This is a genomic window from Salinarchaeum chitinilyticum, assembly GCF_055390775.1.
On record NZ_AP043888.1, the window covers coordinates 105720 to 123856 of the forward strand.

19 protein-coding genes are annotated in these 18137 nt (G+C 65.5%); 6 read left to right on the forward strand and 13 right to left on the reverse strand.

Going from position 1 to position 18137, the window contains the following annotated elements:
* Positions 1–26: 26 nt before the first annotated feature.
* Entirely contained in the window at positions 27–785 is a 759-nt protein-coding gene (locus ACZ5KP_RS00520; RefSeq protein WP_460918887.1) for a glucose 1-dehydrogenase, read from the reverse strand.
* Between the two features lie 126 nt (positions 786–911).
* A complete protein-coding gene (locus tag ACZ5KP_RS00525; protein WP_460918888.1) occupies positions 912–3365 on the reverse strand; it encodes a cbb3-type cytochrome c oxidase subunit I in 2454 nt (817 codons plus the stop codon).
* A 497-nt stretch (positions 3366–3862) separates the two neighbouring features.
* Here ACZ5KP_RS00525 and ACZ5KP_RS00530 point away from each other — a divergent pair, with 497 nt between their 5' ends.
* Positions 3863–4012 carry a DUF7557 family protein gene (locus ACZ5KP_RS00530; RefSeq protein WP_460918889.1) on the forward strand — a complete coding sequence of 50 codons (150 nt, stop codon included), beginning with the start codon at positions 3863–3865 and terminating at the stop codon, positions 4010–4012.
* Positions 4013–4123: 111 nt separating this feature from the next.
* Complete coding sequence (locus ACZ5KP_RS00535; RefSeq protein ID WP_460918890.1) at positions 4124–4837, forward strand: TVP38/TMEM64 family protein; 714 nt, start codon at positions 4124–4126, stop codon at positions 4835–4837.
* Positions 4838–4925: 88 nt separating this feature from the next.
* Here ACZ5KP_RS00535 and ACZ5KP_RS00540 read toward each other — a convergent pair whose 3' ends face one another.
* Positions 4926–5207 (reverse strand): DUF7967 family protein, encoded by a 282-nt coding sequence (locus ACZ5KP_RS00540; RefSeq protein WP_460918891.1) that lies wholly within the window; start codon positions 5205–5207, stop codon positions 4926–4928.
* Between the two features lie 161 nt (positions 5208–5368).
* Between ACZ5KP_RS00540 and ACZ5KP_RS00545 the strand changes: the two genes are divergently transcribed.
* Positions 5369–6154, forward strand: coding sequence for an MOSC domain-containing protein (locus ACZ5KP_RS00545; RefSeq protein ID WP_460918892.1), 786 nt, complete (start codon positions 5369–5371; stop codon positions 6152–6154).
* A 45-nt stretch (positions 6155–6199) separates the two neighbouring features.
* Here the strand turns inward: ACZ5KP_RS00545 and ACZ5KP_RS00550 are convergent, their stop codons facing one another.
* The 7 genes from ACZ5KP_RS00550 to ACZ5KP_RS00580 form a co-directional block, all read right to left on the reverse strand.
* Positions 6200–8851, reverse strand: coding sequence for a heavy metal translocating P-type ATPase (locus ACZ5KP_RS00550; protein ID WP_460918893.1), 2652 nt, complete (start codon positions 8849–8851; stop codon positions 6200–6202).
* A 102-nt stretch (positions 8852–8953) separates the two neighbouring features.
* Complete coding sequence (locus ACZ5KP_RS00555; RefSeq protein WP_460918894.1) at positions 8954–9541, reverse strand: AsnC family transcriptional regulator; 588 nt, start codon at positions 9539–9541, stop codon at positions 8954–8956.
* A gap of 119 nt (positions 9542–9660) precedes the next feature.
* A complete protein-coding gene (locus tag ACZ5KP_RS00560; RefSeq protein WP_460918895.1) occupies positions 9661–10602 on the reverse strand; it encodes a ring-cleaving dioxygenase in 942 nt (313 codons plus the stop codon).
* A 145-nt stretch (positions 10603–10747) separates the two neighbouring features.
* Positions 10748–11614 (reverse strand): beta-keto acid cleavage family enzyme, encoded by an 867-nt coding sequence (locus tag ACZ5KP_RS00565; RefSeq protein ID WP_460918896.1) that lies wholly within the window; start codon positions 11612–11614, stop codon positions 10748–10750.
* Positions 11611–11835 carry a hypothetical protein gene (locus ACZ5KP_RS00570; RefSeq protein ID WP_460918897.1) on the reverse strand — a complete coding sequence of 75 codons (225 nt, stop codon included), beginning with the start codon at positions 11833–11835 and terminating at the stop codon, positions 11611–11613. Before ACZ5KP_RS00570 ends, ACZ5KP_RS00565 begins: the two co-directional genes overlap by 4 nt.
* Positions 11836–11901: 66 nt before the next feature.
* Positions 11902–12486 carry an NAD(P)/FAD-dependent oxidoreductase gene (locus ACZ5KP_RS00575; protein ID WP_460918898.1) on the reverse strand — a complete coding sequence of 195 codons (585 nt, stop codon included), beginning with the start codon at positions 12484–12486 and terminating at the stop codon, positions 11902–11904.
* Positions 12487–12585: 99 nt separating this feature from the next.
* Complete coding sequence (locus tag ACZ5KP_RS00580) at positions 12586–13467, reverse strand: hypothetical protein (protein WP_460918899.1); 882 nt, start codon at positions 13465–13467, stop codon at positions 12586–12588.
* A gap of 127 nt (positions 13468–13594) precedes the next feature.
* Between ACZ5KP_RS00580 and ACZ5KP_RS00585 the strand changes: the two genes are divergently transcribed.
* A complete protein-coding gene (locus ACZ5KP_RS00585) occupies positions 13595–14350 on the forward strand; it encodes a DICT sensory domain-containing protein (RefSeq protein WP_460918900.1) in 756 nt (251 codons plus the stop codon).
* Positions 14351–14476: 126 nt separating this feature from the next.
* Positions 14477–14725, forward strand: a complete 249-nt coding sequence (locus tag ACZ5KP_RS00590) for a hypothetical protein (protein ID WP_460918901.1) — start codon at positions 14477–14479, stop codon at positions 14723–14725.
* Between the two features lie 133 nt (positions 14726–14858).
* Here ACZ5KP_RS00590 and ACZ5KP_RS00595 read toward each other — a convergent pair whose 3' ends face one another.
* Both ACZ5KP_RS00595 and ACZ5KP_RS00600 read right to left on the reverse strand, forming a co-directional pair.
* Entirely contained in the window at positions 14859–15275 is a 417-nt protein-coding gene (locus ACZ5KP_RS00595; protein ID WP_460918902.1) for a thiol-disulfide oxidoreductase DCC family protein, read from the reverse strand.
* Positions 15276–15404: 129 nt separating this feature from the next.
* Positions 15405–15989 (reverse strand): 2Fe-2S iron-sulfur cluster-binding protein, encoded by a 585-nt coding sequence (locus tag ACZ5KP_RS00600; protein WP_460918903.1) that lies wholly within the window; start codon positions 15987–15989, stop codon positions 15405–15407.
* A 144-nt stretch (positions 15990–16133) separates the two neighbouring features.
* On the opposite strand from ACZ5KP_RS00600, the gene ACZ5KP_RS00605 reads away from it, so the two are divergent.
* On the forward strand, positions 16134–16751 hold the full coding sequence (locus ACZ5KP_RS00605; protein ID WP_460918904.1) for a DJ-1/PfpI family protein: 618 nt from the start codon (positions 16134–16136) through the stop codon (positions 16749–16751).
* Positions 16752–16995: 244 nt separating this feature from the next.
* Here the strand turns inward: ACZ5KP_RS00605 and ACZ5KP_RS00610 are convergent, their stop codons facing one another.
* A complete protein-coding gene (locus ACZ5KP_RS00610) occupies positions 16996–17889 on the reverse strand; it encodes a decarboxylating 6-phosphogluconate dehydrogenase (RefSeq protein WP_460918905.1) in 894 nt (297 codons plus the stop codon).
* Positions 17890–18137 lie beyond the last annotated feature (248 nt).

An 18137-nucleotide genomic window follows, 5' to 3' on the forward strand; every position in this document is an offset into this window, starting at 1 on the left:
CGGAGAAGTGTGGCGCAGCGGACCGACTACTGCGCGGTGTAGCCGCCGTCGATCACGAGCGTCTCGCCCGTGACGAAGGAGGCGTCGTCCGAGCACAGCCAGACGGCGGCGTCGCCGATCTCGTCCGGCGCGCCGAGTCGACCGATCGGGGTCGCGGCCTTCGTCTGTTCCATCGCCTCCGGGTCGTCCTCCTGTGAGCGCTGGACCATCGGGGTGTCGATGATGCCGGGGCTGATTGCGTTGACGCGAACGCCCTCGCCGCTGTACTCGATCGCGGCGGTCTTGGTCAGACCGATGACGCCGTGCTTGCTCGCGACGTAGGGACTCAGGTTCGGGAATCCGACGACGCCGGCGATCGACGACGTGTTGACGATCGAGCCGCCGCCGGACTCGAGCATTGCCGGGAGCTCGTACCGCATCGCCAGAAACACGCCCTTGAGATTCACGTCGATCACGGTCTCCCAGTTGTCGAGCGGATGTTCGCCGGCGGGGTCGGACTTGCCCTCGATCCCGGCATTGTTGAACGCGAAGTCGAGTCCGCCGTACGTCTCGACGGCGGTATCGACCATCGCCTGGACGTCGTCGGGATCGCTGACGTCGGTCTCCGTCACCGTTGCCTCACCGCCCGCGTCCCGAACCAGTTCGGCGGTTTGTTCCGAGCCGTCCACGTCGACGTCGGCGACGACGACGGCCGCGCCTTCCTCGCCGAAGCGGACCGCTGCTTCGCGGCCGATACCTGATCCGCCGCCCGTTACGATCGCCGTCGAACCGCTGATTCCGTTCATGATTTGGTCTCCGGGGGCTGCGCGGACAACCCCATGGTCGAACGAACGGTCGCCAGCGCGATAAAACCGGATCACCGTTCTCGAACAGTGGGGTGCGATCCGTACGCTCGGGGTACTGCGCCGCCCCTACAGCAGATAAAACAGCGGGAACAGGAACACCCAGACGATGTCGACGAAGTGCCAGTAGAGTCCGAAGTACTCGAGCGAGGAGGGATCGTCGAGATAGGCGCCGTGCCGCGCACGCCAGAAGAGGAATCCGGCGACGAGCATGCCGAGAATCACGTGGACGCCGTGGAGTCCGGTCGTGACGAAGTAGGTCGAGGCCTCGATCGAGCTGTCCCAGTAGACGCCATGGGCGAACTCCTCGCTGTACTCCCAGGCCTTGATGCCGAGGAAGGTCACGCCGAGGAGGAGCGTGGCCCCGAGCGAGGCGACGACACCGGCTTGCTTCCCGCGTCTGGCGTACTCGAGGGCGAGCACGACGGCGAAGCTGCTCGTCAGCAGGACGAACGTGTTCACGAGCCCCGGGATCGCAGAGGGCGGGACTGTATCCCAGGCGTTCCAGCCCATGTTGACACGTGCGAACACGTAGGATCCGACGATCGCTCCGAAGACCATCACGTCCGAGGAGAGGAACACCCACATCCCAAGTTTCGTCTTTCCGACGCCGTCGAAGGGCCACCGGGCTGCGTGGGGCGACTCCGGCGCGTGGAACTCCTCGAGTCCGAACCGGAGCGCCGCATACGCGGTCACGACGAAGCCCGTGACCCCGAACACCACTGCGTCGAGGCCAGTGCGCTGAGCGAGCGCAATGCCGAGAAAGAGTAGTCCAGTGCCGAAGGCAACGACGACCGGCCAGGGACTGCTGTGATCGGGATGGTCGAGGCCAGGCTGGATCGCCTGCGATTCGCCCGCCTGCGACTCGTTCGTCTGCTCCTCGGTCGACGCCCGGCCGTTCTGCTGGTCGCCAGCCGCATGCGAGGTGCCGCCGTCGGGAGCGGCACGGCTGACGAATTCGAGTTGGCCAGAGGCGTAGCTCGGCCGCCCGGGCCAGTTCTCCAGTGGCGGCGGCGAGGACGTCGCCCACTCCGCGGTCCTGACGTACTGCCAGGGACTTCCCTCGACTGGATCGCCGGATCGGAGACTTTTGGCGAAGTTGTAGAACATCAGGAGGAAGGAGCCACCGAGGAGGAACGCACCGATCGTCATGATCTGGTGCCACTCCGTCAGGTACGGGGCATACTCGTACACCCGACGCGGCGTCTCCCACCCAACGAACTGCGCGCCGAAGGCGAGGTTGAACCCGAGGAAGTAGAGCGCGAAGTGGAGTTTGCCGAGGAACTCGTCGTACATTCGCCCGGTGATCTTCGGGAACCAGTAGTACAGTCCACCGATCAGTGCCGTGCCACCGCCTCCGAGCATGATGTAGTGGAAGTGCGCGACGACCCAGTATGTGCCCCGGAACTCGTAGTCGAGGACGACCGCGCCGAGGAACACGCCCGTGATCCCACCCGGGATCAACAGGATGAGCCCACCGAGTGCGAACAGGAACGGCGTATAGAAGCGGATCTTCCCCTTGACGAGCGTGTATATCAGAGAGAACACGATCAGGTCGAACGGGAGGGAGATTCCGATCGACGTCGCCATGAACAGCGTCTTCATCTCGAGGTTGATCGTCGTCAGGAACATGTGGTGCATCCAGACGAGGAAGCTCTGCAGCGCGATGAGGATCATCGCGAGGATGACCCACTTGCGCCCGACCACCCGTCGCCCGGAGAACGTCTGGAACAGCTCGAACATGATCCCCAGCGGCGGGAAGAAGACGATGTAGACCTCCGGATGGCCGAAGAACCAGAAGAGATGCCCCCAGAGCAGGGAGCCGCCCGCTCCCTCGGTGACGAAGAAGAGGGTACCGAGCACTCGATCCGCCCCCAGGAGGATCAGTGCAGCGAGCAGCGTGGCGAACGCGTACAGCATCATCCAGACGGTGAGCAGCCACGTCCAGGTGAACAGCGGGACGTTGAGCAGAGAGAGCCCCTCTGCCCGGCAGTAGTGGATCGTGGTGATGAAGTTCACCGACGCGATCGTCGAGGAGAGCATCAGCATGGCCAACGCGGCGACGGTGATCGTGCCTCCGATCGCCGGGGTGTACATCGGGATGTTCAGCGGCGCGTACATCGTCCAGCCGGTGGCAAACGTCGTTCCGACGAGGAACGAGCTCAGATAGAGCCACAGTGAGAAGAAGTACAGCCAGAACGAGAGCGCGTTCAGCCTGGGAAACGCGAGATCGTCGGCGCCGATCTGCAGGGGGACGAAATAGTTCGCGAACCCCGCGGCGAAGGGCGTGATGAACCAGAAGATCATCAGGAGCCCGTGTCCCGTGACGACCTCGTTGTACTGGAGCCCGGTGAGGAACAGCTCGCCGGACGTCCAGAGCTGCGTTCGGAAGAGGAGTGCCATGACGCCGCCGAAGACGAACACGTACAGTGACGTGATCAGGTAGAGGATGCCGACGTCTTTGTGATTGGTCGAGGTTAGCCAGCGGCGTGCACTCGATCGCGGGGGAAGCTCCTCGGTCACGGGCGTTCACCTCGCTCGCAGCCGCTCCCACGCTCGTAGCCGCGCCAGGGGTGGGCCGCTACGTCGGTGAACGGTTCACGGTCTCGTCTGCACACGGCCTCACCTGCAACGTGAACCGTGAAATAACGGCGTTGCCAGCTTGTGGCCACCTCTGTAGCGTAGCCTGCGGCTCCAGCCGGTAAGCACGGCCAACCGCCGGGGGGTACCGCATTCGCGAGACGGTACATTGCCACCTACGGGACCGCGAGACTGTGCAATACCATCAACAGGATCGCGAGGCGATCACCTCAGTGCTACACCGATCGTGTTCCTGACAGCGTACATGGTATCAATTGACGCGCCATCCAATAGGCCCCGGCGTGTTCGAAACCATCATCGTTGCAACCGGCGATCGACGGCTCGCGTCGCTGGCGTCGTCGTACCGTGTACGGTCGCAGTTCCCGGGGACCGATTGATACGACTGGAACACCAACTCCGAGGTGGAGCGATCAACAACCATGCCCCACACCATCGAGATCAGCGACGACCTCTGGGAGCGCATCGACGATCACCGCGAGGAAGGTGAGTCCCACGCCGAGTTCATCGAGGAAATCGTCACCGTCTACGAGACGGAGGGTGCCTTCCTCCAGGAAGGATACTCGGAATAGCGATTAGGTACCAGCCGTAGGGCCGAGCACGGTCAGGCGACCCGAACCCCTGTCAGCGAATCGGGGCGTCGATCAGAACCGACATGTGCTCGTGGGTGGAGTCCCTCGTGTATGGAGCTGTCTCGGCCACCCCGGGTGTTCCGTTCCGGGACGGCCCGGCGTCGCTTTCTCTTTCACGCCGTGATCGCCGCGGTCGTCGTCCTCGCGGCCGGCCTGCTGGTGGTCGATCGTTTCGAGTTCTTGCTCGATCCCGCAGATGCTCGTGCCTTCGTCTCCGATTTCGGGGTGTTCGCACCGCTCGCTTTGATCGCGCTCCAGGCTGCCCAGGTGCTCGTCGCACCGATCCCGGGCCAGGTGCTCGCCGTCGTCGCGGGCTATCTCTTCGGGCCGTGGTGGGGAACCTTCTACAACATGATCGGCATCGCGATCGGGAGCACCGCGGCGTTCTGGCTCTCGCGGCGGTACGGCCGGTCCTACGTCGAGGGGATCGTCCACCCGGAGCTGATCGAGACCTTCGACGAGCTCGGGGAGGACAACGTGCTCGCGACGCTGTTCGTGCTCTTTCTGGTGCCCGGAATGCCCGACGACGTGCTCTGTTTCGTCGGCGGGATCACGCGGATCGAGCTCCGGAAGCTCGTCGCTGTAGCGCTCGTGGGGCGCGCCCCCGGCTTCTTCCTGATCAACGTCTTTGGCGACCGCCTCGGAAGCGGCGATATCCGTGGCGCAGCCGTACTCGCAGTGGTTCTCGTCGGAGCGTCCGCACTCGGGTATCTCTACCGCGGTCGGCTGCTGGCCGTCCTCCAGCGAGAGGAGACGCCTCCCTAATTCTGCACGCCGACCGCTACTCCCCCTCCTCCTCCTACTACTACACACTGCCGGAATACGATGAGTTACCACCCCTCACCTTGCCACGTCAGATCACGTCGTCGGGGTCGTGTCGCTCGGCCATCCGTTTCGCCTCCGCGGCGTACTGCGCTCGACGGTCCGGATCGTCGACGGGACCGAGGTTCGCTGGCTCCGCGTCGACGGCCGCGAACGTATCGCGGACGTCCGTGAAGGAGGTCAACGCACGCTCTTTCCGGAAATACTGCTCGCCGTCGGGCGTCGCGTACGTGAGGATCACCATGTTCTGCTCGTCGTCGGAGTACGTCCGCTCGACCAGCCAGACGCGGACGGCGTCGCTGTCCTCGGTCATCGTGGCGAACAACGACCGGCGCCGTGATTACACTGGTGATGGCTCGCCAACACGCTGCAGTCACGGGTCGTTCTCTGCCGGACCGTCGGTCGGTCGACGTTCGTCCACCGAATCGGGTTCGGCACAAACGCTAATCGGCCTCGGGTGCGAGCGTCGAATCGATGGCACACGTCGAGCGGATCGACGCCTACCCCGTGAAAGGCCTCGATCGCTGCCCACTCGATCGCGCACGGGTCCTCGAGGGTGGAACGCTGGAACACGACCGGGAGTACGCGCTCTACGACGCCGACGGGGACGTAATCAACGGCAAACGGACGGCGCTCGTCCACGAGGTCGACGCGACGTACGATCCGGAATCTGGAACGCTCACCGTCGACGGGAGTGACGGCGGGACGGAACCACCGACGTTCGATCTTCCCGACGAAACGGCCCGGGCGGCCAGCCACCTTGGAGCACACTTCGACGTGGACTGCACGCTGGAGCGCAACGCCTCGCGAGGGTTCGTCGATCGCCCGGAGATGGGCCCGTCGATCGTCAGCACGGCGACCCTCGAGACGATCGCGTCCTGGTACGATGCGGTCACCCTCGACGGCGCTCGCAGGCGGTTTCGCGCCAACGTCGAGGTGGGCGGCGTTCCGGCGTTCTGGGAAGATCGGTTCGTGGGCGCCGGGGCGCCGGCGTTCCGGATCGGGGACGTTCGGTTCGAGGGCGTCACGCCCTGTGGGCGCTGTGTCGTGCCCAGCAGAGATCCCGATACCGGCGAGGCTATCGAGGGGTTCCAGTCGCGATTCGTCGAGCGCCGTGAAGCAACGTTTCCCGAGTGGGCGGATCGCGACGCCTTCGACCACTACTTCACCGTCATGCTGATCGCCGCCGTGGACGAAGCGGATCGCGGTCGATCGATCGCCGTCGGCGACGAAATCGAGATTCTGGACGTCGATGAGTAACGGCCGACTCCTCGCGCGCGAACGGGGTGGGTTGCCCCGGTCGACCTACGGTCGGAGAACGTCCAGTAGCCTGTAGTCTCGATCCGGCGTGTACCGACGGAACAGGAGGCTGTTCGTCAGTACCGACACCGACGAGATCGCCATCGCGGCAGCCGCAAACACCGGCTGGAGCAGTCCGAGCGAGGCGAGGGGGATCATCGCAGTGTTGTAGCCGAGCGCCCAGACGAGATTCTGCTTGATCTTCTGGAGCGTCGCCTCCGAGATCCGGATTGCTTTCACGACGTCGAGCGGGTCGTCGCGCATGAGCGTCACGTCCGCGGCCTCGATGGCGACGTCGGTGCCGGAGCCGATCGCCGTGCCGACGTGAGCGACTGCGAGCGCGGGTGCGTCGTTGACGCCGTCACCGACCATCATCGCCTTGCGACCGTCCGACTGGATGTCCTCGACGGCGTCGGACTTGTCCTCGGGCAGGACTTCCGCGCGGACGTTCTCGGGGTCGATTCCCACCTCCGCCGCGACGGCGCGTGCCGTCCGCTCGTTGTCGCCCGTGATGAGCATCACGTCCAGGCCGCGCTCCTGGAGCGTGGCGACCGCTTCGGCCGCGGAGTCCTTGATCGTGTCCGAATCGGCGAGGACGCCAGCGATCTCGCCGTCGATCGCGACGTACATCGCCGTCTTCCCCTCGGATTCGAGGCGCTCCATCGTCGCTTCTGCCACGGCGGCGTCGACGTCCTCGTCGTCGAGCAGTCGTCGGTTGCCGACGAGCACCCGCTTTCCGTCCACGGTGGCCGACACGCCCTGGCCGGCGACGTTCTCGAACTCGTCGGGATCGGTCAGCTCCAGGCCGCGTTCGCGTGCACCGTCGACGATCGCCTCCCCCAGTGGATGCTCGCTCCCGCGCTCGGCACTGGCAGCGAGTCGAAGGACGGTCGCTTCGTCGAATCCGGATCGATTCGCGTCAGTGGCTTCGTCGGCGAGCGCACCGCCATCGGCGACTGCAGCATCGTCGGAGCCCCCGCCATCGTCCGAGGGAGTACCGTTCTCGTCGAACGCGACCACGTCGGTGAGCTGCATCTCGCCGGTGGTCAGCGTCCCCGTCTTGTCGAAGACGACGGTGTCCACGTCCTTCGTGCGCTCGAGCACGTCACCGCCCTTGAACAGGACGCCGTTCTTCGCGCCGAGCGTGCTCCCGACCATCGTCGCCGCCGGCGTCGCGAGACCCAGCGCGCAGGGGCAGGCGATGAGCACGGCGGAGGCGAACACCACGACCGCGAACTCGAAAGTCCCGAGCGAATCGGGGCCGCCACCGACGAGGCCGCCGACCGGGACGGCGTCCACCACGCCCGCGAGCAGGTCGGGCGCGAGGAACCAGACCACTCCCCAGAACAGCGCGTTCAGGATGACGATCGGGACGAAGTACGCCGAGATGCGATCCGCGAGGTTCTGGATCTCGGGCTGGCGGGACTGGGCGTCCTTGACCGTCTCGACGATCTGCTGGAGCGCGGTGTCCTCGCCGACCTTCGTCGCCTCGACGAGCAGGACGCCGTTCTCGTTGATCGTTGAGCCGACCACCTCGTCACCTTCGGACTTCTCGACCGGTACGGACTCGCCGGTGACCATCGACTGGTCGACGGCGGAGGAGCCGTCGACGACCGTGCCGTCGGTGGGAATCTGCTCGCCGGGGCGGACCTTCATCCGGTCGCCGACCTCGACGTCCTCGAGGGGCACTTCCTCCTCGTTGCCGTCCTCGTCCACGAGCGTCGCGGTGTCGGCCTCCATCTCGAGGAGCTGCCGGAGGGCGTCGCTGGCCTGCCCCTTCGAGCGAGCCTCGAGGTAGTTCCCGAGCGTGATGAACACGAGGATGAGCGCGGCGGTGTCGAAGTAGAGGCTGCCCGCGACGAGGTCGAGCAGGACGACGACGCTGTAGAGGTACGCCGTCGAGGAGCCCATCGCGATCAGCACGTCCATGTTGGCGCGCCGGTTGTTCACCAGCGCGTTGTAGGAGTTCCTGTAGAACGGGCGGCCGAGGACGAGCTGCACCGGCGTCGCGAGCGCGAACTCGAACCAGCCGAAGTGGACACCGACGACGGTCTCGGGAACCAGGCTCCCGCCGAGGACGAACCGATCGAACAGGAACAGGAGGAAGGGCGCGGAGAGCGCGGCACCGAAGAGCGTCAGGCGAAGCTGTTTGCGGATCTCTGCCTCGCGTGCGACGTCGGCGCTGGACCGATCGTCGTCGCTCCCGCTGTCGTCACTCTGGCCGTCGGCTTCGTCAGATTCCCTGACCGGCGAGTAGCCGGCGCTCTCGATCGCATCGTAGAGGTCGTCGGTATCGGCGTCGTTGGGGTTGTACCGAACCGAGGCTTCGTCCGTCGCGTAGTTGACGTCGACCTCGATTACGCCGGGGACGGCCACGAGCGCGTCCTCGTTCGTCGCCGCGCAGTTCGCACAGCTCATGTCCGTGATCGCGATCGTCGCCGAATCGGCGACGGCGCCGTAGCCGGCGTCGTCGACCGCGTCGTAGATCGCAGCCACCGAGACCGCGTCGGGGTCGTACTCGACGGAGCCCTCGTCGGTGGCGTAGTTGACGTCGGCCCGCTCGACGCCGTCGAGCGCCTCGACCCGTTCGGTAATCGTCTGCGAGCAGTTCGCGCAGCTCATCCCGGTGATCGAGAGGTGGGCGGTTCTGGAACTCATTGGTAGCTACTAGGGGCTCCACCTTTAGGCACGTTGTCCCTCGAAATCCAAACGTCCAGGGGTCCGGTATTTCGTTTTCGAAGTGTCCGTTCGACCGCGAACTCAGGCCGATTCTGCGAGCGTCTCGTGGCGCTCGACGAACTGGTCGCGACACGACGAACAACAGAAGTGGTAGCGCTCGCCGTCGAGGCTCTCACGCTCACCCTCGCTGTCGACGGTGTTACCACACTCCGCACAGGAGAGCGCGAAGGCGGTCCCGCCGATCGACGGCGTCCAGCTCGCCTCGTCGAGGAGCGTCACGTCGACCGTCGCCGCGGGAGCGTCCACGTGCTGGTCGATCCACCCCCGAACTGAGCCTTCCGGTGGCCTGGCGAGGAACGTGAGATCACCGGCCGCGCTCACGAACACGTGCCCGACGGCGTCTGCACTCGACAGATCGTCCCGCAGCGCGTCTACGGAGTCACCGAGTCCCGATACGGTGACCAGCACCGGCGAACCGCCCCGGAGCTGCGATCGATCGACGTCCACGGTGAAGCGCTCGATGACGCCCGCCTCGCGGAGTCGGTCCACGCGGTCGGAGACGCCGGGTCCGGACATGCCGACCTGCTCTGCGATGTCGCTGTAGGGACGGCGGGCGTCTTCGCCGAGCAGCTCCAAGATCTCGAGGTCGGTGTCGTCGAGTTCGTGCATACTCCCAGCTTGCGCCGCGTCCCACATAGACCTGTGGCTGTGGAGCTTCATTGGCAAAGAATGACAGCAGCATTCGCTTCGATCCGAAAGAATCGTTCGGTTCGAGCGACCGCGGTCGATCAGTCGGCGCTCTGCGAGACGTCCAGCGGCGGGAGCTGGGCTTCGATCTCCTCGCGGCGGTCCTCGAGCCACTCGGGCAGGACGAGCGTCTCGCCCAGCGATTCGAGGGGTTCGTCGACGGTGTAGCCGGGTTCCTTCGTCGCGAACTCGAAGAGGACGCCTCCGGCCGTGCGGGCGTAGACCGATTCGAACCACTTGCGGTCGATGACTTCCGTGGGGCGCAGGCCGTGTTCCTGCAGGATCTCGCGCCACTCCTCGTGTTCCGCACTGGTCACCTGGAACGCGACGTGGTGGACGGTGCCCGCCCCCTGCGTCCCCGCGGGCAGCGACTCGTCCTCCACGACGTCGACCACGTAGCCGAGATCGCCATCGGCTTCGAACCGCTGTCGGTTACCCGCGCTCTCCGTGGGGTCGAACCCCATCTCGTCGAGGAGATTCTTCGTCGCTTTGCCCCGCGCGAGTGCGAGCGTGACGCCGAAGAAGCCTCGGATCGCGTGGTCGGCCGGGACCGGTCCGTCCGGCGGATCGCCGGCGATCGCGTCCTCGCGCGCCACCAGCTCCAGTGGGAGCCCATCCGGATCCTCGAAGGCGATGACGGTGTCGCCGAAGCGGTCGGTCGGTCCGGTGACGTCGACGCCCTCGTCCTCGAGCCGGTCGGTCCAGAACTCGACGGACTCTCCGGGGATCAGGAACTGCGTCGTCGATACCTGCCCGTTCCCGACCTGCCCGGAGCGAGCGTTCGGGTGCGGGAAGAACGTCATGCTCGTGCCCGGCGAGCCGCCGTGGTCGCCGTAGAAGAGGTGGTACGTGCCGACGTCGTCTTGATTGACGCTCCGCTTGACGAGGCGGAGGCCCAGCGTTTCCGTGTAGAACTCGAGGTTCCTGCCGGGGTCGCCGGCGATCGCCGTGACGTGGTGTACTCCAGAAACGTCGCTTGGCATACCTGGACTAGGCACTCGATGACGTTAACGGTGTGGCCGTTGCCGCTTCCTTCGATCAGTGCGCCCGAACGGACGGCAATCCAAGGCTCACACCGGCCCGGGCAGTCCGCCGGGGTGATCGGCGTGCTGTCGGGTGTTCGACGTGCTATTCGATGCCGAGAATCGACCGTGCCTGGGCAGCCGACGCGACTGGGCGGTCGAGCGTCTCCGCGACGTCGACGACGCGCTGGACCAGCTGAGCGTTGCTCTCCGCGAGCGCCCCTTCTTCGTAGTAGACGGAATCCTCGAGCCCGACCCGAACGTGCCCGCCGAAGAGAATTCCCATCGTCGCGAACGCGAGCTGGTGGCGTCCGGTCCCGATCGTGTTGAACAGCGCGCCGTCCGGAAGGTTCGAGATCGCGTTCAGGAAGTTCCGCGGTCTGGGGCGGCTGAGCGTACCGCCACCGAACAGCAAGGTCGCGTACACCGGTTCGGCGAGCTCGCGTCGCTCCAGGAGCCCGTGGACCTCGTTCAGGTGGCCGTCGTTGAACACCTCGAGCTCGGGTTTGATTCCGCGCTGGACCATCTCCTCGTGGAGCGCGTCGACCATGGCGCGGGTGTTCTCGCTCGTGAGGTGGTCGTAGCGGTTGAGCGGGCCCATGTCGAGGGAGGCCATCTCCGGCGGCGGATCGGTGCGAAGCGGCTGGTGGCGGACCTCGTTCGGCGCTGCAGTTCCGCCAGTCGAGTGCTGGATCACGAGATCCGACGGTCGCCGCCCGTCGGCGTCGAGCTGCTCGTAGATTGCGTCGTCGATCGCCTGGAACCGCTCCGTCGAGAACGACCGCTCGCCGTTCGACTCGCGTGCGTGGAGGTGAACGACGGCGGCGCCGGCATCTGCGGCCGCAACGGCCGCACGACCGATTTCCTCGGGCGTCTCGGGCAGGTTCGGGTTCGCCTCCTTCCCGTGTACGCCCCCGGTGAGTGCCGCCGTGACGATCACCGGTTCGCCGGAGAGGAACCGCTCGTAGCTCACGACGCGTCGCCTCCGTCGGACTCCGCCGGATCGGTGTCGTCGCCGTCGGCGTTGGCGATGAAGATCTCACAGTGCTTGGCGTGATCGAGCGCGTACCGATCGTTGCAGACGGCGGCGCGCATCGGCTGGACGAACCGATCGGCGATCGTACAGTAGGCCCGCGGTTCGTCGAACTGTCGCTCGTCCGACGCGGACCGATAGTCGAGATGTGGGCAGGTCATCGATCGACGCTCCGGTAACGCGCTTCGATACGGTTGCCGCCGCTACGGTTGCGCTTCTCGTCGGCGTCACTCCTCGCCGAAAGCACCGAACGTCTCCTCGGCGTCTGCCGGCACGTCGAAGTCGTGGTAGTGCTCGCCCTTCTCCTCGGAGAGGACGTTGAGTGCGGCCGCGGCGCCGTCCCCCGCGGAGATGACTGCCTGCCACTCTTCGGCGCGAACCATCGCCCCCGTCGCGTAGGCCCCCTCGACGCTCGTCTCCATCGTCACGTCGACGTCGACGACGTCGCCGTCGAACGCACAGCCGAGCGATTCGGCGAGATCGCGGTTCGCACCGGTCGCGAGCACGACGTAATCTCCCTCGTTCTCCTCGCCGTCGCCAGTCTCGACCACGAACCCGCCGTCGGATTCGCTGACGGCCGAGATCTCCGTGTCCTGTTCGCGATCGACGCCGAAGCTATCGACCTGGGTGCGCAGCGTCTCGAGGAAGGCGGAGCCGTCGACCGAGCCGACGCCCGGGTAGTTGAACAGGTGCGCCTTGTGCATCCAGGTCTCGTCGGTGTCGAAGACCGTGGCGTCGAGACCGTTCTTCTCCGCGAACAGTGCGGCCGTGAGTCCGGCGGGTCCCCCGCCGACGACCAGTACGTGCGTCATGGCTCGGAAAACGGTTGCCGGTCCTATAGACGTTTGCCACGCCGAACCCGCGTACAGCTATCGACGGAGAACCGATACCGGATCGGCCGGTGATCTGGATTAGACGACGTCCTCGACTTCGATCCAGGGAACCTCGACGAGCGGCGGGATGTGCGTCTCGATGTGGTGCTCCCAGACGCCCTGTTCACCGAACGCCTCGCCGTGATCGGCGGTGACGACGACGTCGCCGTCGAGCTCGGGGATCAGCTCGACGACCGAATCGAGTGCGATCTCGAGATTGCGGTCGTAGTGTTCGAACGCTGCGTCGCGCGTGCCCGAGCGGAGGAGATTCCCCTTGTCCAGCTCCAGCCACATCCCGGCCTTTTGTGCGAAGGAGTTGCCATCCAGGGCGGACTCGACCTTGGGACGGACTCTATCGCCGAGACGCTCGACGAACCCGGGGTCCTCCTCGGACTGCTCGCCCTGGGCCTCAAAGGCTTCCTTGATCGTCGAGAGCTTGCCACCGGTGCCACGATCCAAATAGGGCGCGTGTGGCTGCATGTAGTGGAGGACGACGCGATCCGCGTCGTCGGCCGTCTCGCGGTGGTCGGACAGCGACGCGGCGAGCGCGTCCGGCGGCACCGTTCCGAGCTGGTCGTCCCAGCCGTCCTGCCAGACGTCGATGACCGTGTCGATGTGATCGATAGCTGTCCAGGGGTAATCGCAGCTCGCACCCCACTTCAGCTCGTTGAGCGGGATCCCCAGCCCGTTGATGAACGGATTGCTCGAGAAGTACGCGATGTCGTGCTCGTCAGTGAACGTTCTGTAGGCCCACTCCGGCGTCGACGAACCGGGGCTGACGAACTTCTGTAGCTTCCCCTCGAAGTAGTCCTCGTACTGGGCTTCGAAGCGATCGAACCGGCACGCGTCGAGGACGATGCAGTAGTCCCAGTCGCGTTCGAGAAATCGCTGTGCTGGGAGGTCATCGTCCGTATCGACCATTGGCCTTCGGTTTGGAGCAGGGTCACTAAAGGGATTCGTATCCGGCGGCGACCTTCTCGGCGACGCTGGCGGAAGATCCGATACGGTGGCCAGAACGTTTAGGCGGTGAAATCACCAACGATGAGTCGTGCCGCTGGAGTCTTTCGTCGACGAACTCCCCGAAACCGACCGATCTCTCGTCGTTCTCAACAGAACGGAGCCCGAGCAAGTGACTGCGCTACTCGAGGCGACGTTTCCCGAGGCGGACGTGCCGACGATCGAACGGTCAGCGGCTGACGCTGAAGACGACCTGGTGTGTCTCATCGAAGACGGCGAAGTGATCGCCAGGTCTCCGATGGCAGAGCTCGGCGATCAGCTCCTCTACGTCAACTCCGACATCTATCGAACCGGGACGAGGGAACTCGACGAGGTCGTCGTCCCGGACGTGCTCGCCGCGATGGACGAACAGCCGTTCCGGCTGCGAGGGTATCCGGAGTCCGATCGGGAGAAGCTCGTCCTGATCGCTATTTCCAGACTCATCGAACGACGAGCGTGGGAGGTAGGCGACGGCACGCTCCGGGCCTCGTTCCAGAAACTCGAGCGAATCCAGGACGAGCAGGGAACGCGCGACGTCTACGAGACGCTCGTCGATACGGACGTCGACGTCCACCTCTATGGGTCCGCGGAGTCGCTGCCACCCGAGAGCCTCCGGGGAATCGTCCACGCCGGCGACACCGAGGACTTCCTGCGAAGCTGGTTCGTCGTGTTCGATCCGCCGAACGGCACCGAGGGTTCGATCGCGCTCGTCGCCTACGAGGTCGAGCCGCGGACGTGGCGGGGCTTCTGGACGTACGATCCCGTGCGAGTGCAGCGGATCGAACGATACGTCGAGCGAACGCTCTGAGGAGCCAGGACCGCCCTCGCCCGACCATCGGGTACGAGATCCGACGACGCTGGTACGGCCCGCTGCGCTGTGGACGACGACAGCGCAACCATACCTTTATTCCGTTCTCGCACTAACTATCTGGTAATGTCCCCGAGTAGAATCAAGCGGGCGTTGAGTCGAGCACGGTACGCGGCAATGGGCGCGGCGATCGGTGGCGGCCTCGGTGGCCTGTTTAGCCGGAACGCGGCGAGTTCCGGTGCGGCCCTCGGTGCGATGGTCGGCGCCGCCTTCGGCGAGACGAGACTCTCCGCACGCGAGCGAATCGACGACGTGAAAGAGCGGAGTTCGAGCCGCGTCAGCGGCCTGCGCTCCGCCTCGAATTCGTCGGACTGAGCCGATCCGTTCTCTCCGGACCGAACGGCGGTCCGATCGATCCCACTTCGTCGTTCGGTTCGTAGTATCGAACCGATAGCAATGCCCATCTCGGCCCCTCACGCGGCCGATACGCTCCAATTACTCCACCCAGTTACTCCAGAAACCGCGCTTCGAGGTCGCCGTCGGGCACCATACAGCGGTCCTTCTTGCCGAACCACCGGTACCGCCGCGCGGCGACGAAGTCGTACCACCAGTTCCGGAATCGCCGCGGCAGGTGCCGAAGCGGCCAGCCCAGCCGATAGGGCAGGCCGAGGTGGTACCCGATCCGCAAGATCGCGTCCGACTTGACGTACACCCGGTCACCCTCCAGCAGCACGATCGATTCGAGTGCGTCCGGATCGACGTCGTGATCCGCCAGCAGCTCGTCGGCGACGTCGGACTGGAGGGAGGCAAAGGCGAACTGCCCGTCGGTGTCTCGCGGGACGACGAACTGGACGAAGCCGCTACAGAGATTGCAGACTCCGTCGAAGAGAATCACGTGAGAGTCGCTCCCGGGAGCTGCCGGCATCGTCGGACGTGACGTGGTTCGGTCGGTTGAGTGTTGCGATGCGACGGGTTCAGGTCACAGACGTCGTGGTAATCGCTCCGCTCGACGGGACTGAGCGAACGCGAAGGAACCGAACTGCCGGAGACCTGTTCAGGGCGATTCGCTGGTCTCGAGCGAAAAGTCCGCTCGCGGATACGCGACGCAGGTCAGGACGTAGCCGTCTTCGAGTTCGGGGTCGTCGAGCATCTCCTGATCGTCGTGCTCGACGAAGTCGCGCGCGTCGCCGTCGGGAATGTGGCCGGCACAGGAGACGCACTGGCCCTCACGACAGGCGTAGGGTAGGTCCCAGCCCTCGTCTTCGCCCTGATCGAGCAGCGGTTCGTCGTTGGAAACCTCGATCATCTCACCTTCCTTGACGAACTCGACGTCGAAGTACTCGACTTCGTCTTCCGGGATGTCGCCGGGACCGGCCGCGTCCTCCTCGCCGCCCTCTTCGAGTTCTGCTCCTTCCTCACCCTCGCCGACTGCGACGGCACCACCGCCGCCCGCACCGAAGGTTCGATTCGACGGCTCGGGGAAGTCAGTCTCGGGAACGGACTGCGCGCGCTGTTCGAGCACCGCCTGCGAGATGTCCTCGTTGGGCGACCAGCCGGTCCCGCGGGAGAAGTGCACCAGGACGGTGAGCACCGTGAGACCGACCGCGACCGCAAGGGGCAGACCGAGTTCCATTTGCATGGGGGTTCGAAACGGTGCTTTATCTACATTGTGATCCGGTGACCGCATCGCCCCGAAGCTGTTCGGATCGAACGCTGGATCGGCGCGCGACGCGGAGCCCCGTCGAAACCAGTTCTTTTGTCGCGTCCGCACGAGATGACTGCCATGAATTCGACCGACCGCCGCTCCATCCAGATCGTCGCGTTCGATGGGTTCGACGAACTCGACGCGATCGGGCCCTACGAGGTGCTGGAGAATGCGGTGGAGCGTGGTGCTGCTGCGAACGTCGAACTGGTCACGCTCGGCGACGCGACAAGCATCGCAGGGGCCCACGATCTCAGCGTCGCCTCGCAGGGGGCGCTCACCGATCGAGCGGACGTGCTGGTGGTCCCGGGCGGTGGGTGGAACGACCGAGCCGTCGCCGGGGCGTGGGCCGAAGTCCAGTCCGGTGATCTGCCGGAGGCGGTTCGCAGGGCCCACGAGGGCGGTGCGATCGTGGCGGCCGTCTGCACTGGTGCGATGATTCTCGAAGCCGGTGGATTGCTCGACGGAAAACGGGCGACGACTCACCAGGGAGCGATCGAGGATCTCCGCGAGTCGGGCGCGGAGGCCGTCGACGCCCGGGTCGTCGACGAGGGCAACGTCCTCACCGCCGGCGGCGTCACTGCTGGCATCGATCTTGGGTTCCGGCTCGTCGAGCGGTTCTGGGGCGCCTCACTCGCCGACGATATCGCGACGGAGATGGAGTTCGATCGCTCCGACGATGTCGTGATCGCCGATTGACGACTGCGAATCGAGGTGAAGTGGAGAAGGGACGACGTGGGGAGAAGACAGATGGAGCGAGCAAGGGAGCGGGAGGATCGAGAGAAGGAGGGGAACGTGTGAGAGGAAGAGGGTGAGAGGGTGAGGGAGGATCGAGAGAAAGAGGGGGAATATGTGAGTGGAAAAGAGAGAGGGAAGGACGAGAGAAGAGCGAGAGAGGGAGAGAGGGAGAGAGAAAGAGTAGGAGAGTGATCCTGTCGCTCCGTCAGTCGTTTCGCACGACCTCGTGACGCCCGAAGCCGTAGCGCAGCCGGTTCGTGAGCTTCCTGGCGAATCGATCCTCCCGACTGTCGAAGCGCTCCGCGAGCGCCTGGTATATCAGTGGGACCGGAACCTCCTGTTCGAGGGCCTCCTGCACAGTCCACGTACCGGTAGAGCCCCCCTGGACGTGATCGGCGACGTCGCCGAGGTTCGATCCTTCCTCGCGGAACGCCTCCTCACAGAGGTCGAGGAGCCAGGACCGGATCACGGCGCCGTTGGTCCAGGTGCGGGCCACGGACTCGAGGTCCAGATCGTACCGGCCACGCGCGAGGAGTTCGAACCCCTCTCCGTAGGCCTGCATCAGCGCGTACTCGATGCCGTTGTGTACCATCTTCACGTAGTGGCCCGATCCGACGGGGCCCATCCGATCGTGGCCGTCTGGCCCGGTCGCTACGGCGTCGAACGCCGGCACCATCGCCTCGTACGCCCACTCCGGACCGCCGATCATCAGCGAGAATCCGAGCTCTGCCCCCGCGGGTCCGCCGCTCGTTCCGCAGTCGAGGTACGCTGCCTCGGTGGCGTCCGCCCGCCGAACGGAGGCCTCGAAGTGTGAGTTGCCCCCGTCGACGATCACGTCGTCACCGTCGACGTGCCCCTCGAGTTCGGCGAGCGCGGCGTCGACGGGGTCGCCGGCGGGGACCATCAGCCAGATTCGGGCGTCCTCGCCGAGTGACTCTGCGACGTCTGGAATCGACGCCGCGGGCGTGGCCCCGGCGTCGGCTGCGTCGGCGACTGCCTCCTCGTCGATGTCGAACGCGACGACGTCGTGACCGGCGTCCTGCAGCCGATCGACGACGATCCGCCCCATTCGCCCAAGGCCGATAACGCCTACGTGCATGTCCCGGGCTGCGGCGTGCCGGCAGGTAGTGGTTCCGGTTCCCCGCAGCCCGGGGTCCGCTCGGTAGCGGTGAGGGAGGCCGTCTCAGCATCCGACGTTCGTCGAGAACGCGCCCCCGACAGATAGCCGGTCGCGAGGACGCGGATCGGGTCCATCGAGCGACCGAGAGACGATCTGCAGGAGCGGATCGCTTCCGAGCTGCTTGCAACATCCCATCACCCCTGTTCACTTGTCGCCGATCTTCCGGG

Bases quoted from the DNA above. Each gene is read 5' to 3' on its own strand.
- ACZ5KP_RS00540 (WP_460918891.1), bottom strand. From the start codon at position 5,207: ATGACCGAGGACAGCGACGCCGTCCGCGTCTGGCTGGTCGAGCGGACG.
- ACZ5KP_RS00520 (WP_460918887.1), bottom strand. From the start codon at position 785: ATGAACGGAATCAGCGGTTCGACGGCGATCGTAACGGGCGGCGGATCA.
- ACZ5KP_RS00580 (WP_460918899.1), bottom strand. From the start codon at position 13,467: ATGGTCGATACGGACGATGACCTCCCAGCACAGCGATTTCTCGAACGC.
- ACZ5KP_RS00530 (WP_460918889.1), top strand. From the start codon at position 3,863: ATGCCCCACACCATCGAGATCAGCGACGACCTCTGGGAGCGCATCGAC.
- ACZ5KP_RS00590 (WP_460918901.1), top strand. From the start codon at position 14,477: ATGTCCCCGAGTAGAATCAAGCGGGCGTTGAGTCGAGCACGGTACGCG.
- ACZ5KP_RS00570 (WP_460918897.1), bottom strand. From the start codon at position 11,835: ATGACCTGCCCACATCTCGACTATCGGTCCGCGTCGGACGAGCGACAG.
- ACZ5KP_RS00535 (WP_460918890.1), top strand. From the start codon at position 4,124: ATGGAGCTGTCTCGGCCACCCCGGGTGTTCCGTTCCGGGACGGCCCGG.
- ACZ5KP_RS00575 (WP_460918898.1), bottom strand. From the start codon at position 12,486: ATGACGCACGTACTGGTCGTCGGCGGGGGACCCGCCGGACTCACGGCC.
- ACZ5KP_RS00605 (WP_460918904.1), top strand. From the start codon at position 16,134: ATGAATTCGACCGACCGCCGCTCCATCCAGATCGTCGCGTTCGATGGG.
- ACZ5KP_RS00545 (WP_460918892.1), top strand. From the start codon at position 5,369: ATGGCACACGTCGAGCGGATCGACGCCTACCCCGTGAAAGGCCTCGAT.
- ACZ5KP_RS00560 (WP_460918895.1), bottom strand. From the start codon at position 10,602: ATGCCAAGCGACGTTTCTGGAGTACACCACGTCACGGCGATCGCCGGC.
- ACZ5KP_RS00555 (WP_460918894.1), bottom strand. From the start codon at position 9,541: ATGCACGAACTCGACGACACCGACCTCGAGATCTTGGAGCTGCTCGGC.
- ACZ5KP_RS00600 (WP_460918903.1), bottom strand. From the start codon at position 15,989: ATGCAAATGGAACTCGGTCTGCCCCTTGCGGTCGCGGTCGGTCTCACG.
- ACZ5KP_RS00610 (WP_460918905.1), bottom strand. From the start codon at position 17,889: ATGCACGTAGGCGTTATCGGCCTTGGGCGAATGGGGCGGATCGTCGTC.
- ACZ5KP_RS00595 (WP_460918902.1), bottom strand. From the start codon at position 15,275: ATGCCGGCAGCTCCCGGGAGCGACTCTCACGTGATTCTCTTCGACGGA.
- ACZ5KP_RS00550 (WP_460918893.1), bottom strand. From the start codon at position 8,851: ATGAGTTCCAGAACCGCCCACCTCTCGATCACCGGGATGAGCTGCGCG.